12 protein-coding genes are annotated in these 15,633 nt (G+C 60.5%); 5 read left to right on the top strand and 7 right to left on the bottom strand.

Annotated elements, in window-relative coordinates:
• The first annotated feature begins 404 nt into the window (after positions 1-404).
• A complete protein-coding gene (locus tag MXF70_RS06150) occupies positions 405-1,562 on the top strand; it encodes an ABC transporter ATP-binding protein (RefSeq protein ID WP_248518120.1) in 1,158 nt (385 codons plus the stop codon).
• A gap of 104 nt (positions 1,563-1,666) precedes the next feature.
• On the opposite strand, the gene MXF70_RS06145 is transcribed toward MXF70_RS06150, so the two are convergent.
• The 5 genes from MXF70_RS06145 to MXF70_RS06125 all read right to left on the bottom strand — a co-directional run bounded on the left by MXF70_RS06145 (position 1,667) and on the right by MXF70_RS06125 (position 6,930).
• Complete coding sequence (locus MXF70_RS06145) at positions 1,667-2,728, bottom strand: lactonase family protein (protein WP_248518119.1); 1,062 nt, start codon at positions 2,726-2,728, stop codon at positions 1,667-1,669.
• An 87-nt stretch (positions 2,729-2,815) separates the two neighbouring features.
• Positions 2,816-3,610, bottom strand: coding sequence for a creatininase family protein (locus MXF70_RS06140; RefSeq protein ID WP_248518118.1), 795 nt, complete (start codon positions 3,608-3,610; stop codon positions 2,816-2,818).
• Between the two features lie 111 nt (positions 3,611-3,721).
• Positions 3,722-4,660 carry a carbohydrate ABC transporter permease gene (locus tag MXF70_RS06135; RefSeq protein WP_248518117.1) on the bottom strand — a complete coding sequence of 313 codons (939 nt, stop codon included), beginning with the start codon at positions 4,658-4,660 and terminating at the stop codon, positions 3,722-3,724.
• 3 nt (positions 4,661-4,663) lie between these two features.
• Positions 4,664-5,500, bottom strand: a complete 837-nt coding sequence (locus tag MXF70_RS06130) for a carbohydrate ABC transporter permease (protein ID WP_248518116.1) — start codon at positions 5,498-5,500, stop codon at positions 4,664-4,666.
• A gap of 140 nt (positions 5,501-5,640) precedes the next feature.
• Positions 5,641-6,930 (bottom strand): ABC transporter substrate-binding protein, encoded by a 1,290-nt coding sequence (locus tag MXF70_RS06125; RefSeq protein WP_248518115.1) that lies wholly within the window; start codon positions 6,928-6,930, stop codon positions 5,641-5,643.
• Positions 6,931-7,215: 285 nt separating this feature from the next.
• On the opposite strand from MXF70_RS06125, the gene MXF70_RS06120 reads away from it, so the two are divergent.
• On the top strand, positions 7,216-8,001 hold the full coding sequence (locus tag MXF70_RS06120) for an SDR family NAD(P)-dependent oxidoreductase (RefSeq protein ID WP_248518114.1): 786 nt from the start codon (positions 7,216-7,218) through the stop codon (positions 7,999-8,001).
• Positions 8,002-8,061: 60 nt separating this feature from the next.
• On the opposite strand, the gene MXF70_RS06115 is transcribed toward MXF70_RS06120, so the two are convergent.
• Both MXF70_RS06115 and MXF70_RS06110 read right to left on the bottom strand, forming a co-directional pair.
• Positions 8,062-9,234, bottom strand: a complete 1,173-nt coding sequence (locus MXF70_RS06115) for a mandelate racemase/muconate lactonizing enzyme family protein (RefSeq protein WP_248518113.1) — start codon at positions 9,232-9,234, stop codon at positions 8,062-8,064.
• 88 nt (positions 9,235-9,322) lie between these two features.
• Positions 9,323-10,087: an IclR family transcriptional regulator gene (locus MXF70_RS06110; protein WP_248518112.1), complete on the bottom strand. Its 765-nt coding sequence runs from the start codon at positions 10,085-10,087 to the stop codon at positions 9,323-9,325.
• A 563-nt stretch (positions 10,088-10,650) separates the two neighbouring features.
• Between MXF70_RS06110 and rdfA the strand changes: the two genes are divergently transcribed.
• The 3 genes from rdfA to MXF70_RS06095 all read left to right on the top strand — a co-directional run bounded on the left by rdfA (position 10,651) and on the right by MXF70_RS06095 (position 15,534).
• Positions 10,651-11,283, top strand: coding sequence for a rod-determining factor RdfA (rdfA, locus tag MXF70_RS06105; protein ID WP_248518111.1), 633 nt, complete (start codon positions 10,651-10,653; stop codon positions 11,281-11,283).
• A gap of 165 nt (positions 11,284-11,448) precedes the next feature.
• A complete protein-coding gene (locus tag MXF70_RS06100) occupies positions 11,449-13,587 on the top strand; it encodes an archaea-specific SMC-related protein (RefSeq protein WP_248518110.1) in 2,139 nt (712 codons plus the stop codon).
• A gap of 1,065 nt (positions 13,588-14,652) precedes the next feature.
• Positions 14,653-15,534, top strand: coding sequence for an ABC transporter ATP-binding protein (locus tag MXF70_RS06095; protein WP_248518109.1), 882 nt, complete (start codon positions 14,653-14,655; stop codon positions 15,532-15,534).
• Positions 15,535-15,633: the final 99 nt, after the last annotated feature.

The following is a 15,633-nucleotide window of genomic DNA, read 5'->3' as shown; positions in this document are numbered from 1 at the left end:
GGGTAGTCAGCTACGCACCTGGCAAGATCTGCCACTCGAAGAGGCCCACCGAACCGAATGAAGACCGAACAGACAGGCGACTTTCGTATCGCATCCTGATGCGTCTTCACTCCATCTTGTTACAAACCTACTCGGTCATCGGTGTACGAAGCAAGGCAACTGTTCGAGGGAGATCACGGTGCTAAGAGAAAATTCGAAACGGGGTCACATACCAACGTTCATAGACCATAGACAGAATAGTCATTCAAAATTACAGTACAATATAATTTTATAATACACACCAGTATTGTTATCAAAGAGACGTTCCACCGACGGTCGAACCATTCAGGGTTTGCCGACGACGGCGTGACGATGTGCCACCGGTGACCACAATACTTACTTGTGAAGAGCGAAAAACGACCCCCATGGCAGCCATAACGTTCGATAGTGTAACCAAACAGTTTTCTGACAAAAATGAGACCGTCACCGCAGTCGACGACCTGGATCTCGAGATCGAGGATGGAGATTTCGTCGTGCTCGTCGGGCCCAGTGGCTGTGGCAAAACGACGACGCTTCGCTGTATCGCCGGCCTCGAGTCCGTAACTGACGGTGAAATCCGACTCGACGGGGAAGGGATGACCGACAAGCTCCCCGAGAATCGGAACGTCTCAATGGTGTTCCAGTCCTATGCGCTGTATCCGCATATGACGGTCCGGGAGAACATGAGTTTCGGGCTCAAGTACGCGACCGATCACTCGAAAGAGGAGATCGAGGAGAAGATTCAGGACGCCGTCGGTATGATGGGAATCGACGACCTTCTCGATCGACATCCGGCGGATCTCTCGGGCGGGCAACAGCAGCGAGTTGCGCTCGGTCGGGCGATCGTTCGGAACCCCGAGGCGTTTCTGATGGACGAGCCCCTCAGCAATCTCGACGCCAAGCTGCGGGCAGAGATGCGGACCTACCTCCAGCAGCTTCAGGAGGACCTCGGCGTGACGACCGTCTACGTAACCCACGACCAGACCGAGGCGATGACGATGGGCGACAAGATCGCGATCCTCGACGACGGTGAACTACAACAGTATGGAACGCCGGCAGAGTGCTATCACCAACCCCAGAACACGTTCGTAGCGGAGTTCCTGGGAGAGCCCTCGATCAACCTCATCGACATGACGTTACAGGACGCTACCATCTCGACGAGCGGGTTCGAACACGAGTTTTCCGAACCGATCGGCGATGGGACGACGAACTCTGACGTGATCGTCGGCGTCCGACCCGAAGAGCTCTCGATCACAGACGAGCCCCGAGCCGACGTGAGTTCCTTCGATGGTACCGTCACGGTCACCGAGCACCTCGGCAAGGAGAGCAACGTGTACGTCGAGACTGAAGGTGGTGCGACCGAGTTAACCGTCGTCGTCGACGGGGAGCCGACGGTCGACGACGAAGACGAAGTCACCGTAGAAGTGCCAAACGACGCCATCCACGTCTTCGACGCGAAGACTGGCGAAGTTATCCGGAGTGCCGAAGCGAGCGGTGATGTGGACGGCCTCGCCGGCGCCCAGGCTGCGGACTCGGCTCCGTAAGGAATCCCTCGAACCGGCGGTAAACTGCTCCTCCTGCGTTCGAAATCCGACAACACTCGAAGCCAGTAGCGAGCAGTATACGGATACTACCGCTACGACAGGACTCACTCCTGGAAAACCATACACGAAGGAGCGGGTACTGACAACCGCCCATCGAGTTCGGTCAACGTGCCGTCGTCGGGGTCGATCCGGAACGGGACGATATCGTCAGACTCCCTGTTCTGGACGAACAGTAGTTGCCCGGTCGGGTCGATGACGAAGTATCGTGGCCACGCGCCGCCAGTTGGAACTGTCTCGACGAACTCCAGACTGCCGTCGTCCCGCACGGCCGATGTCGCGATGCTGTCGTGGCCGCGGTTCGCGACGTAGACCCACTCACCCGACGGATGGACGGCGATCTCTGAGGTTTGATTGGCATCCACATAGCCCGTGGGAAGGGTAGATGTCGTCCCAATTTGATCTAACGCTCCCGTCGAAGCATCGAACTCGTAGGCAACGATGGTGGAACCGAGTTCGGTGACGAGGTAGGCCAGCGATCGCGTAGGATGGAACGCGAAGTGCCGTGGGCCGGTACCGGGATCGGTCCGTACTGCGTCACTGCGCACGAGCGAGCCGGCCTCGGCGTCTATCTCGTAGACCACCACCTCGTCCGTTCCAAGATCCGGAACGTAGAGGAAATTGCCACTGGGACCGCAATTGGCAGAGTGTGGATGGGAACCCTCCTGACGGTCGGCGTTCGGCCCGGAGCCCTCGTGCTCGATTACTTCGACGGGTTCGCCGATGGTACCGTCGCTCTCGATGGGAAGCATCGATACGGCACCACCCGCGTACTGCGCCACGAAGAGATACCGACCGGACCGATGGACGCTGCAGTGACACGGCCCAGCGGCACCGGTTCGCTGCTGATCGAGCTTCGCCAGCCCGCCCTCGTCTTCGAAGCGATAGGCCGACACCTGACCAGACTCGATTTCGTGGACGGCGTACACCAGCGGTTCGTCGGGATGGGCTGCCAGAAACGTCGGATGCTCGCGGTGATCGGTGACCGAGCGCCGTTCGAGTGAAACGCTCGCACCGAGTTCCGCATCCGCCTCGAACTCGACGTCACAACTGTAGATGCCCTCGCTACCGTGCTCGCTGTAGGTTCCGATAACTGCGTTGTAGTGCACAACGCGACTCTCGACGTCCAGATCCCTCAATCTACCTGTCGGGCTCGGAAAACACTCGATCGTCGGTGCCTCGACGATAGGGATCGGCTATCGATTCTGCTCGCTGATCGTACGGAACAGCGAGGCGAGTTCCGCACCGAGGAGATCGTAGAGTTCCTCCCCTTTCTCCTCCGATGCGAGATCGGGATCACCAATCGCACCGGTATCGGAGTAGGCCGTGAACGGCCGATGTACCGAGAGTGGACCGCCGTCCAGGAGATCGTCGCCAGCCAGGTCGTATGGTTCCTCCCAGTACGTCGCCTCGCCGTCGCCAACGAGGTCGGGTCGGAGATGCTCCATGAGCGACGTCTCGAACTCGCCGCCGTGGGCCATACCCCCCGTGGCACTGTCACGAACCTCGTCGATGAACGGCTCGGCCAGTTCGAAGTACGTCAACCCGAGCACTTCGTTGCCTGGTCGCTGGTTGCCGAGTGTGTTGACGACCGATCCAATCACAGCGGTGTTGCCGCCGTGCCCATTCAGAAACACCACCGCATCGAAACCATTCTCGAGGGCCGTGTCGGCCACTTCCTCGAGAACCGTTAGGAGCGTCCGGTGGCTGAGCGATATTGTCCCGCCGAAGGGCATGTGGTGTGGCGAGAAACCCGACCACACAGGGGGCGTCAGCAGAATCGGTACGTCCTCACGAACCCGCCTAGCACCTTCGTGAGCGACGGCGTCGACGAGGATCGTGTCGGTCGCGACGGGAAGATGGTGACCGTGTTGTTCGACGCTGCCGACGGGAATCACGAGGACCGATCCCGGCTGCTCGGCGAGTTCGACGATCTCTGGGTACGACTTCCCAGCCCAGGAATCGGACAATGCTCCCAGTTCACGATACACGTGCGGTCACCTCCGATTCCGGACGTCGATGCTCGAGGCGTCTCTCCGTCGATACGGTCGTCGGCTGGTGTGAACACGTCATAGTGGTTCCGTGGGAAATCGAAGGGAGATTCAGGCGCCGGTCTGGCTGAATCCCTCTGCGAACTGCCGGGTGAACAGGACGTACACGATCAGCGTGGGCAGCGCGGTCAGAAAGCCACCCGCCATGATCGTGTTGAACTGCTGGACTTTCGCGCCAGCTATGCCAGAGAAGGTCACGGTGACCGGCTCCGCCGCCGGGTTACTGACCAGCACGAGCGCGAACAGCAGGTCGTTCCAGATCGTGGTGAATGCCAGGATCATCACGACCACGAACACCGGTCGTGAGAGAGGCAACACGATGTTGAGGTAGATGCGGTAGATGCTCACGCCTTCGAGGCGAGCCGCCTCGATCATCTCTTCGGACATGTCCTTGTAGTGTGACCGAAAGAGCAACGTTGCGAGCGGAATCCCGAAGGCGATATGGGTCACGGCCAGTTCGATGAACTGTGCCTGATACCGCTGGGTGTACGGAAGCTCCCAGACGTTCAGTGGCCCCAGACTCGCCAACGTAGCCTCGACGCTCGCGTTGCTCCAGATGATCGACAGCGGAACGAGCACCGATTGCAGCGGGACGAAGATGCCAGCGATGAACAGCGTGTACAGCGCAAGCTGACCCCGCCAGTTAGTGATCGTTAGTCCGAACGCTGCCAGGCTGCCCAGGATCGGGACGATGATCGTCGCCGGGATGACGAACATCGCACTGTTGATGATCGAAGGGTTCAGCGTCTCCCAGGCCGACGACCAGGCGTCGAGCGTGAACTGATCGAAGCCGGGCGGGACGAACGGAGCCGTGTTGGCAAAGCCGGTGACGGTCTTCAGTGAAGTCGCGATTGCGGACCACAGCGGTAACAGATACAGCACTGCGATCACGAACAGGCTCGCGTAGAGACCCGCACGGACCCAGGACGTCCCGTCGAGTGCGTTTGCAATCCGTGATTCGGCGCCGTCCGAGTGGGATGGATCAGTCATGAGTCAGAGGAGGTCCTTCTTGTGTTGATAGTAGAGGTACGGGACGATCGCGGCGAAGGTCGCGAGGAGGAGGACGACCGCGATGCTGGACCCGTACGCCCAGTTGTTCGCGTCGAACGCCTCTCGGTACATCATTACGGGGAGGATGTCGGCCCCGGGCCCCGGGTTGACGCCGTACAGTACGTAGATGAAGTCGAACGCCTTCAGCGAGAACAGGAGGAGAATGACGATCGCCGAGAACGTCGACGTCTTGAGCTGCGGCACGATTACCTTGAGATAGCGAATCCAGACGGGAGCCCCATCGAGCTGTGCGGCCTCGTACTGCTCGGTCGGGATCTTACGGAGTCCGGCGAGGTAGATGATCATCGCAAGCCCGCTGAACTGCCAGACGAGCGCGATCATGATCGCCCAGAGCTGCGTTGCCGGATCGCCGAACCAGTCGTTGGCGAGAAAATCCAAGCCAGCGGTCCGGAGGAGATAGTTGACGACGCCGTTCGAGGGGTTGAACATCCACGCCCAGAAGATCGAGGTCACCACGAAGGAGAGGCTCATGGGGAGAAGATAGACCGTCCGTAGCGAGCCCTCGAACCTGATTTCGCGGTCGATGAGGATCGCGAGACCGAGTCCGACGATCAAACAGACGGCGGTGAACCCTCCCATCAGCAGCACGGTGTTCTTCGCGGCCGTGATGAACGTGGGATCGTTCAGCATCTGCTGGTACAGTTCGACGTCGAGTGACGAGTAGTCCGGATTGCCGAAACCCCGGAAGTCAGTGAGCGAGAGGACGACGTTCCAGAGGATCGACCCGTATACGAACACGCCGAGCAGCAGCGTCGGCACGAGTAAAAACGGGAGCGACTGTAGGAACTCGTTTCGGCGGAAACGCCGGGTTATTGGACCTAGAAGGCCCGTGAGCGTCGTTCGGTCGTTCGTGGATACCTCGTTAGTCTCGTCCATGCGTTACGCTCGAAATCGTGCCATTAGACGTCGAAGGCGTCGACGAGGCCGTTGTACGCTTGATCGACGTTCCAGTTGCTCTTGAAGGTCGAGAAGACGCCCGACACGTTCGAGGCGATCTGTGGGAGCACCTCGTTGTTGTGAGCGATCGTACCAGTGAGGTTCTCGGCAGCGAGGAACTCGTCGTACTGGGTCTGTTGATACCCGTTGAACGTGTACTCGCCGCTGCCGTCCATCTCGATGTCGTTCCGGCACGGAACGCCACCCTTGATCGCGTTGAATCGGACCTGGGCTTCCTTGCTCCCGACGTACCGGAGCCACTTCTTGGTCGCTTCCGGCGTCGGCTGGGGCTCTGGGTACATGAACCCGGAGTTCTGGCCCATGAACACGTCGTCGGTCCCCGGAATCGGGGTCGACTGCCAGTGGGTGTCGTAGTTGAACTCGTCGGACTGGCTAAAGTTCCCGACGGCCCAGGCGCCCTGATTGAGGAACGCAGCTTCGCCGCCCATGAAGTCGCTAATCGCTTCCGAGAAGTTCACGGACGCAGCATCGTCGTTCCAATAACTCCGGTACTCGGCGAGCACTTCCAGCGCGGCCTTGACGTCCGCCTCGTTTTCCGCGACATTCCCCTCGAGGAACGACTGGTAGGAGTCGTAGCCGTTCTCGCCCACGTAGATGGACTCCCACAGCTGAAGGACGACCCAGGTGCCCTGAGTCGACGTCGCCAGCCCGTTCGCACCGGTCTCACTCTCGATGGTGTCCATCGCGTCGATGAGCTCCGTCGGTGACGAAATCGAGGTTGGGTCGACACCGGCCTCCTCCACGACGTCGACGTTGTAGAAGAGGTTGTTGAGGCGGTTGAACTCGAGCGGGACGGCGACGTATCCTGTGCTCCCGAACTCGCACATCTGCTGGAGATACTCCGGAACGACCTCGGTGAGTCCCGCTTCCTCCCAGACGTCCTCCGTGATGCTCCCCATCAGTCCACCGTCGACGAACGGCTGAAGCTGCGGCCCGGTGAAGAAGCCCCAGGTCGAGGGGGGATCTTCGTTGAACATCCGGGTGTCGAGAGCGGTCGCCAGACCGGTCCCTGCACCACCGGGGTTGTTGTTGATCGTGGTAGCGACGTCGGGATACTCGTCTTTGAACCCGTCGTGCATCGCTTCGAAAGCAGTGGCACCGTCACCACCACTCCAAGCGATCATGATCTCCATATCCCCGCCGCTTCCGGAGCCGCCGTTGCCGGAGCAGCCGGCAACAGCCGCGGCGATACCCGCACCTGCGGTCGTAACGAACTGTCGTCTCGTCGGCATCGACAGCCAGTTTAAACTCTCCCTTATTATATCTTTTTACCATCTTTCCAATGTGTTTGGCGGTTGCTCCAGGCCGACGCGAGCACCGAGTGCCGGTGTTGGACCCAGAGCTCTAGCCGACTGTCGCGGTCGGGAATGCCCAGATCGTGGCCGAGCTTCGACGTCGAAGAACAACCGAGGACCGGTATAGTGCCGACCGAGGGACGCTGCGGAGGGTCGGCGACCGGAGTGCATAGCCGACGCAAACGTTAATGAGGATCTGGTAATTCGGTGTACCCACCGTCAATGAACTCTGCCCGTCACGAGGATCGAACAGTCATCGTTACCGGAGCCTCGAGTGGTATCGGCCGGAGGATCGCCCAGGCGTTCGGTGAGGAGGGTGCCAACGTCGTCTGTGCATCTCGAAGCAACGAACCCAACCAGGGGAAACACTACGACAATGATCTGACCGTCCCGACGGAGGAGTACGTGCGCCAGGAAACGCCAGGTGACGCTATCTTCGTCTCGACGGACGTCTCCGACCACCAACGAGTCGAGGCGATGGTCGAGGAGACGCTCGACGTCTATGGCCAAATCGACGTGCTCGTCAACAACGCCGGTATCTCGGTCGTCGGTGACTCCCAAGAGACCTCTATCGAGGACTGGAACAGGATGATCGGGGTCGATCTCGATGGTACATTCTTCTGTTGTAAACACGCGATTCCGCACATCAAGGAAACTGAGGGCGACATCGTCAACATCGCTTCGGTCAACGCCACAGAGGGCGGGTCGGGACCGGCGTACTCCGCGGCAAAGGCCGGACAGGTCAACATGACGCGAGATCTTGCCGTCGAGCTCGGGCCGGAGAACGTCAACGTGAACTGCGTCTCGCCGGGATACGTCAAGACCCCGATCCAGGATTATCAGGACGAATCGTCGATCGCGATCAGCCGCGAACAGACGCTGCTACCGGAGTTCGGTGAACCTGAGGACATCGCCGACGTCGTCACGTTCCTCGCGAGCGAGGAAGCGAGATACATCCACGGCGCGGACATCTACGTCGACGGTGGCTGGGCGGCGCACAGAGTGTAGAAGGACGGCACCGCCACACCGATTCAGTTCTCCGACGTTATCGAGAGGAATGCGACGCTGTTAGGCTGCGTCGTCGATCCGATATCGATCGATTGTATCCTGGTCGATGGTGATCCCGAGGCCGGGCTCGTCCGGGACGCGAATGCTCCCATTCTCTATCTCGAAGGGGTCCTCGATGACGTCCGCCTCCCAGCCGAAGTACGCCGTGTCGCTTGGGAGGTTAATGGCCGGTGTGCTGTGGACGGTATGGAGGATCGCCGCGGTCCGAATGCCGAGGTCGAACGCACAGTGGTGTGCAACGGAGATGCCGCCGTCCTCGGCGATTCCGGCCAGGTGTCGGACGCCCGCGATCCCGCCGGCTGGCGTGATGTCCACGACGGCCGCGTCGATGGCGCTCCGATCGATCATCTGCCGGAGGTTCCGCGGGATGTAGGTGTCCTCGTTGGCAGCGATTGGCTGCGCCGTGCGGTTGCGAAGCGACTCGAGCGAGCCGTGAGTATCGACCCGGATCGGCTGCTCGATGTATTGCAGGTAAACACCTGCGTCCTGAAGTTTTGCAGCCAAGCGCACGGCGTCTTCGGTCGTCCAGCCCTGGTTCGGGTCGATTCGGAACTCGAGTCGTCCGTCGACTTCGTCGTGCATCTCGACGATCCGCTCGACGTCCGTCTGCCAGTCTCGTCCCGCCTTCGTCTTCAGCACCGAGTAGCCTTCCTCGAGGGCACGCCGTGCGTACTGGCGGGACTCCTCCGGTGGGAAGATGCCGAGCGCGTACGCGAACTCGACGGATCCAGCGTCGTCGTCCTGAGCGACATGCTCGCGGTGACGCATGTTGGTCTGGTGGTTCGCGGTCCAGCCGCCGAGGAGTTCGTAGACGGGGCGGTCCAGCGCTTTGCCAACGATGTCCCAGCAGGCAGTTTCGACCGGCGCGAAGAACATGTTGGCGTTCGTATATTCGATGAACACCTGCCGGCGGAACCGTTCGAGTTCGAACGGCGACTGACCGACGACCATCGGTGCGACGCCATCCTCGATAACGGAGACGGTTGCCTCCGGCGAGAGGAACGATCGCACCTCGCCCCAGCCGGTGTACCCTTCGTCGGTATCGACCCTGACGAGGATACGGTCCATCTCGTAGAGTTCCCCGTGATTCGTCCTGTACGGCGCGATACCACCGTCTTCGATCGGCGAAAGCGGCACAGAAACAGGCGTCGCCGCTACGTCTGTGATTTGCACAGGGCGCGGTTGAGTAACTACTCTCTTAAATTTTTCCATAGATATTGTATCACGTGGGGCGCTCCGTTCCGCCAGGACCGGGCACAGACTAGTAGTAGACCGTCTTGAGTTTGATCTCGTTCGCCTTGTCCTGGAGCAGGGAGATGTACTGTGAGAGCTGTTCGGCACCGAATCGGTTAACGGGGCCAGTCACGCCGATAGCGGCGATGATCTCACCCTCTGGCGTGAGGATCGGCACATCCACACTTCGGATGCCGTCGCGGCGCTCCTCGTCTTCGACCGCGAAGCCCCGCTCTCTGATCGTCGACAGTTCCTCGCGTAACCGCCCGGGGTCGGTGATGGTGTTCTCGGTCGCGCGAGGGAGATCATTGTCCGTTATAATCGACTCCCGGCGCTCGTGGGGGAGATGCGCCAGCAGACACTTTCCGAGCCCAGTCCAGTGCAGTTCCGTGAACTCGCCGATTGGGATGTTGTCACTCACCGCCCCTCGGCCATCTTCTGCGCCGATGAGAACTCGCTTGCCGCTCTCCTCGACACCCAATCCCGCACGTTCGCCGGTGATCCCTGCGATGTCGGTTAGAACTGGAGCCGCAGCTCTGTAGATATCGAGTTGCTGACGGACCTGACCCCCGATTTCGAGGAATTTCAGACTATTGCGGTACTGTCTGTCTTCGACCGTCACGAAGCCCCCCTTCTCGAGCGTCTTGAGATAGACGTGTACCGTGCTCGTCGGTACGCCGAGTTCCTCTGCGATTTCGGTGAGGGTGAGGGATCCCCGCTCGCGTAGGAGCGCGATAATGTCGAACGCACGCTCCAGCGAGCCGATCGAGTTCCCCGTCGACGATTGTCCCATACGATACCACACGCGCGACTGCGTGATAAACGTGGCCGTGGATCGGGGATTTTCCACCATTGGAATATTTCTACCGATAGCATACCTCTTATATTGGAACTCAATATATTCTATCCACCATATACGAAAGGACGCGGTCGATCTCGATCCGCCCGAGATTGTTTGTGAAACTCCCGCATGCGACAGGTGCGCACTGATCCTGCCCGGAAACGTGAGGAGAGTAGGTAGAACCGTTGGCAAACACATACGTGGAACAATCACCAAGATATCCAACAATCCTGGATGGTGCAACAAATTGTTTTCATATTTACAGAATCTTACTGGCGTCAGAGTTCCCAGAACGGACTCCGGGCAGAGCGTTTGACAATACAACACTGTCAAACAATTCCCCGGAGCGTGAGAAGGGATCAACTGCAGCGAGACGTCCATCACGGGGTCCAGCTAGTGGGGTACTCGAGCGACCCAATCTACTCTGAATCCAGATGGCTGGGCCAATGGAACGGCTCGAACGTACAATATGAAGACCTATACGAGCGTTCGTGCTATCGATTGGCAGAGCCGCCATGGCAACCTCCGACCACGACCTCGACGCGGACGATCCATGCTGCAAAGTGGCCGCAGCCGCCGACCGACGTGGACTCGCGACGCTCGACGAGGAACTCCGACAACTGCGGAAGGATCAGGACGCAAGTCTACGTGAACTCGCCAAGTACGTCGACGAACAGCTCCTGGAGAGTGCGCTTCGCGAAGCTGGCGTGGAGATCGCGGCCGATCCCGGAACCGTTCGATCGGTAGTCATCGGCACCCCTGCAGAAGAGATGTCGGTCGACGTTGCCGTCCGCGAACGCATCGCAACTGCGCTCGACCGGAGTGACGTCGACGTCGGTTCGCTCGAGCGCGAGTTCGTCTCCCACGAGACGGTGCGCCGGCACCTGAACGACCACCTGGGCGTCGATACGGCACGGTCGCGAGCCGATCCGTCGGTCGAAGAAACTCGTGAGATGATCGCCTCGATCATCGAGCGCGACAGGTCGGTCGTGGAACAGTCACTAGGGTCCCTCCGTCGGGCAGATAGGCTCGACAGTGGGCCTCTCGAAGCGTCACTCACGGTACGGGTGACCTGTCCGGACTGTGAAGAGACCTACGCCGTGGACGAACTCCTCGACGAAGCGAGTTGTGCGTGTGCGTCGCAGTAGAGTGAACAACCGTTCCTGGATCCGGCGATCCCACGCCCCACGGACCAGTTACTAGAGGTCGACGACGTCCACAATCTATAAGTCACGACGAACGGGAGGAGTGGTCGTGTCTTTGACCAGTAGATCCGGAACCGATCGCGTCGCAACTCCGTTGACGATCTAAGAATGTCACAGTTCGATCCACCATCCCGACCCAGGGACGATCGCGGCGGCGACGCGCCAGTCGACGAGTTCGATGTCGATACCGTAGACACCGACGTCGAGGCATCCTTCGACACCGACGTCGAGACGCCATCTATCGATGCACCGCCGACCGCCACGCTCTCGCTCGAACAAATCGGCGGCATCGACGAAGGCGAGGTCACGATCGACGCTGGCATCACGACAATCGCCGGCCACAACGCGACCAATCGGACGTCGACACTCCGCGGGCTCTGTGCAGCACTCGGGACCGAAGCGACTGCGGCGCCAGCGACGACACTATCCTCGGACGCCGACGTGGGGCGCGTCGAGCTCGACTTCGGTGAAGAGACGTACACGCGTACATTCACCCGAACCGATCGAGGCAGCGTCGTTGCAGGTGGCGACCCGCTCGCGGACGACGGCGACGTCGTCGACGCCTTCGTCACGCTCCTCGAGGACAATCCCGTTCGACGGGCAGTCGAGCGAGGCGGCGACCCGACTGAGCTTCGGGACCTCTTGATGCGACCGGTCGACACGGAAGCCGTCGACCGACGAATCGATGACCTCGAGTCCCAACTCCAGCAGATAGACGAGTACCTCGCGACGATTGATGGCGAGGAGGAGCGGCTTCCAACTCTTCGCGACCAGCGCGAACAGAAGCAGAAGTTACTGGAGGAAATCGAAACAGAGATCGGAGACGTCGAGGCGGAGGTCGACGCCTACGATGCAAGCGAGGCCGAAGCCGAGCAGGCCGAAGAGCTACTCGAACAGCTCCAGGACCTCCGTTCCGAACTCGCAGAAACGAAGGACGAGGCCAAGTACCACCGCAAGAAGGCCGCAGAGTACGAAGAAGAGGCTACAGAAGTCGAAGCAACGCTCGAAGCGACCGCGGTTCCAGAGGAAGAGATCGAACGCATCGACGAGAAACTCGCACGCCAACGACGCCGAAAACGCGACCGCCAAGCGACCTACACCGACGTCGACGCCATCATCGGATTCAACGAGACGGTGCTGGAGGACGACGACATCGACATCAACGCGATCGGTGGGAACAGAGCGAACGAGAGCGAGGCTCCCCCGGGGTCGGACAGTGTCACCGATCAACTGAATCCCGCCGACGAAACGGTCGAGTGCTGGACGTGTGGAAGCGACGTGGCGGTGGATGCAGTTCGGGACCAACTCGACACCCTTCGCGACCTCCGGGCCGATCTGCACGCCGATGTTGGTGAGATCGAAGACGAGATCGACGAACTGCAGGATCGGCTACAGGAACTCGACGACGAACGCGAAGAGTACCGACGGCTCGAGTCACGCTCCGAACGGATCGAAGACCAGATCGACCACCACCGATCGGAGGCCGAGCGACGCACCGAATCGGCCCAAGAGCTCGCGGCGGAGATCGAGGAGCTCGAACGCCGCGTCGACGAGACGGAAGCGCTTCGAGAGAGCGATCTGGTCGAGGCGTATCAGCGCCTCTCAGAACTGGAGTACGAGCGCGGACAGGCAGAGAGCGAGCTCGAGGGCGTCGAGACAGAGATCGAGCGAATCCAGCAGCTCGTCGACGATCGCGAGGACGTCGAGGAAGCACGCGATGCAGTGGTCGAGGGGCTCCATACGCTCCGCGGGCGCGTCGAAGCCGCCGAGCGGGCACTCGCGTCGGCGTTCAACGAACACATGGAGCGCGTCGTCGAGGTCCTCGACTACGAGAACATCGCGCGTATCTGGATCGACCACAAGCCCGGCGACGCCGTGGCCGAGCCGGGGACCTTCGAACTCACCGTCGTGCGTGAAGGTGACGACGGTGCCGTCTACGAGGATTCGGTCCGGACGCTGAGCGAATCGGAGCGAAAGGTCCTCGGACTCGTACTGGCGCTGTCGGGGTACATCGTCCACAGAGTGTACGACGACGTGCCGTTCGTCGTCCTCGACTCGGTCGAAGCTATCGATGCCGAACGGATCGCCGAACTGCTTGGATACTTTGGTCAGCGGACGGGATTCCTGATCACTGCACTGCTCCCAGAAGACGCGGCCGTGGTCGAATCCAGCGAGCAGACGGTGGCGAGAGGACCCACCGAATATTATCATAGAAAAGCAGAGGATATTGGATTTTTATCAGAATAGCATACTATTTGTTATCGGTGCGCTCTATCGACGTAGACGACACAGGGGTGAGCAGGTAGTGGCGACCCGGGACAACGATGAAGCGCACGAATGACTCCTCTATTCCCTCAGGTTCGCAGTGTGGATCGAATCGGTTCTCTGACGAGTGTGTCTCTCTCCGCTTCCCCATGCGGATCAAACGGGACATGGAGCGACATCAGTGAGGAGAGAGGCATGAATAAGATAGGATAAACAACCCTATTGCCAATTTTTGTTCGAATATCCGATCCATCAGTAGAGAACTCCATCCGGCATTCACCACACAGTTGTCAGGTGGGCCACTACTCGATCGGCGACACACCAACGGTTCAACGATCCCCCTCTGGTGTGGAACGCATATACAATAGAGTTCCAGCACATGACCGGGCCAGCGTACTCTGGCCAAGTAGAGGCCACCGAACACCATACGATCAAATTCCCCATATGAATAATAATTTTATATATTTCAGATATGGTCGTGCCGCGTTCCTCGGTAGGCAGCCGCTCTCGTCACGAACGTCGATCGCAGCGGCTGCCATCGACGAACGGTTCAGTTGGCTGGTGAGACGGGATTCCCTCACGATCGGCCATGTCGATCGAGACGGGGTCGACGACGAGTACCCAGTCATCGAGCACCGAGGAGATCTGGCCCCGGAGACGACGTGTGGCATGAGCCTCGAGCACACCGTCCGTCTCACCGCGTCAGCGACAGTCGAACCCACACAGACGCAGCTCCCCAACCAATCCACGGTCCGCTTCACCGACCGACCCCCGCGAATCGGCCCAAAACGTTCCACCGCCCCTGGAGGACTGAAAGGGCGAGGCGGGGTCGCGTGCGCCTCAGCCGGCCCTATCCGAGCGAGTGAAACGAGCGAGGATATCCGGCTGAGCGTGCGCGAGCCAGCCGAGGGCTTTCGAGGCAGCATCGTAACTGCGAGCGGCCCCGATCGTTCTGGATTCGAGGCCGCAGCGGAAGCGATCCACCGGTCCACCACTCCCGATTCGGGGCCGGGCGTTTTTACTACCGGACCTGCCAACACCTTCGCAATGATCGACGTCGCGTCCCTGCGAAAGGAGTACGGCGGATTCGTCGCCGTCGCAGACAGTACGTTCGCCGTCGAGAGCGGGGCGGTTTTCGGCGTCGTCGGCCCGAACGGCGCCGGGAAGACGACGACGTTGAAGATGCTCGCCGGCCTGCTCGAACCGACGGAGGGGACAGCGACAGTCGCTGGACATGACGCCGGCGATCCGGAGATGCGCCGGAACCTCGGCTTCCTGCCTGAGGAGTCGCCACTCTACGAGGAGATGACGGCGCGTTCCTATCTCACCTTCTTCGCCGATCTCTACGACGTTCCCCGCGACGTCGCGGCCGAGCGGATCGAGCGGGATCTCGACCGCCTCGAACTCGAACACCGCGACCGCAAGATCGGCGACATGTCCAAAGGGATGACCCGGAAGGTCGCGATAGCCCGCGCGCTCGTCAACGATCCGGACGTGTTGATCTTCGACGAGCCAGCGAGTGGGCTCGACCCGCGGACGACGAACTACGTCAACGAGTTCGTCGGCGAGCTCGCCGAGCGCGGGAAGACGGTCGTGTTCAGCGCGCACAATCTCTACCACGTCGAAGACGTCTGCGACCGCGTCGCTATCATGAACGAGGGCGAGATCGTGGCGAGGGGAACGCTGGACGCGATCCGTGACGAGCACGGCGAGAGCGCCTACCACGTCTACACCGACGTTCCGATCGAGGGCAGCGTCCGGGAGAACGGCCGACACAAACTGGTCGTCGGGCGGTTCGAGGAGGTCGAGGCCGTCCGCGCCGACGCGGCCGAGGCTGGCGGCCAGGTGCTCGACGTCCGCACGGAAGGGTCGACTCTCGAAGAGATCTTTCTCGACCTCGCCGGCGACGACCGGGAGGCCCAAGCGTGAGCTGGCGCCCGCGGAGACCGCGCCCTACGACACAGGACGCCAAATACGCGAACGATGACCGCGCCAACCAGACGAACGCCCACCACACCGAGTACGCAC

The organism is Salinarchaeum laminariae (assembly GCF_023204835.1).
GTDB classification, from domain to species: domain Archaea; phylum Halobacteriota; class Halobacteria; order Halobacteriales; family Salinarchaeaceae; genus Salinarchaeum; species Salinarchaeum laminariae.
The sequence above is the reverse complement of the archived record's forward strand: the minus strand, read 5'-3'. Positions and strand labels throughout refer to the sequence as shown.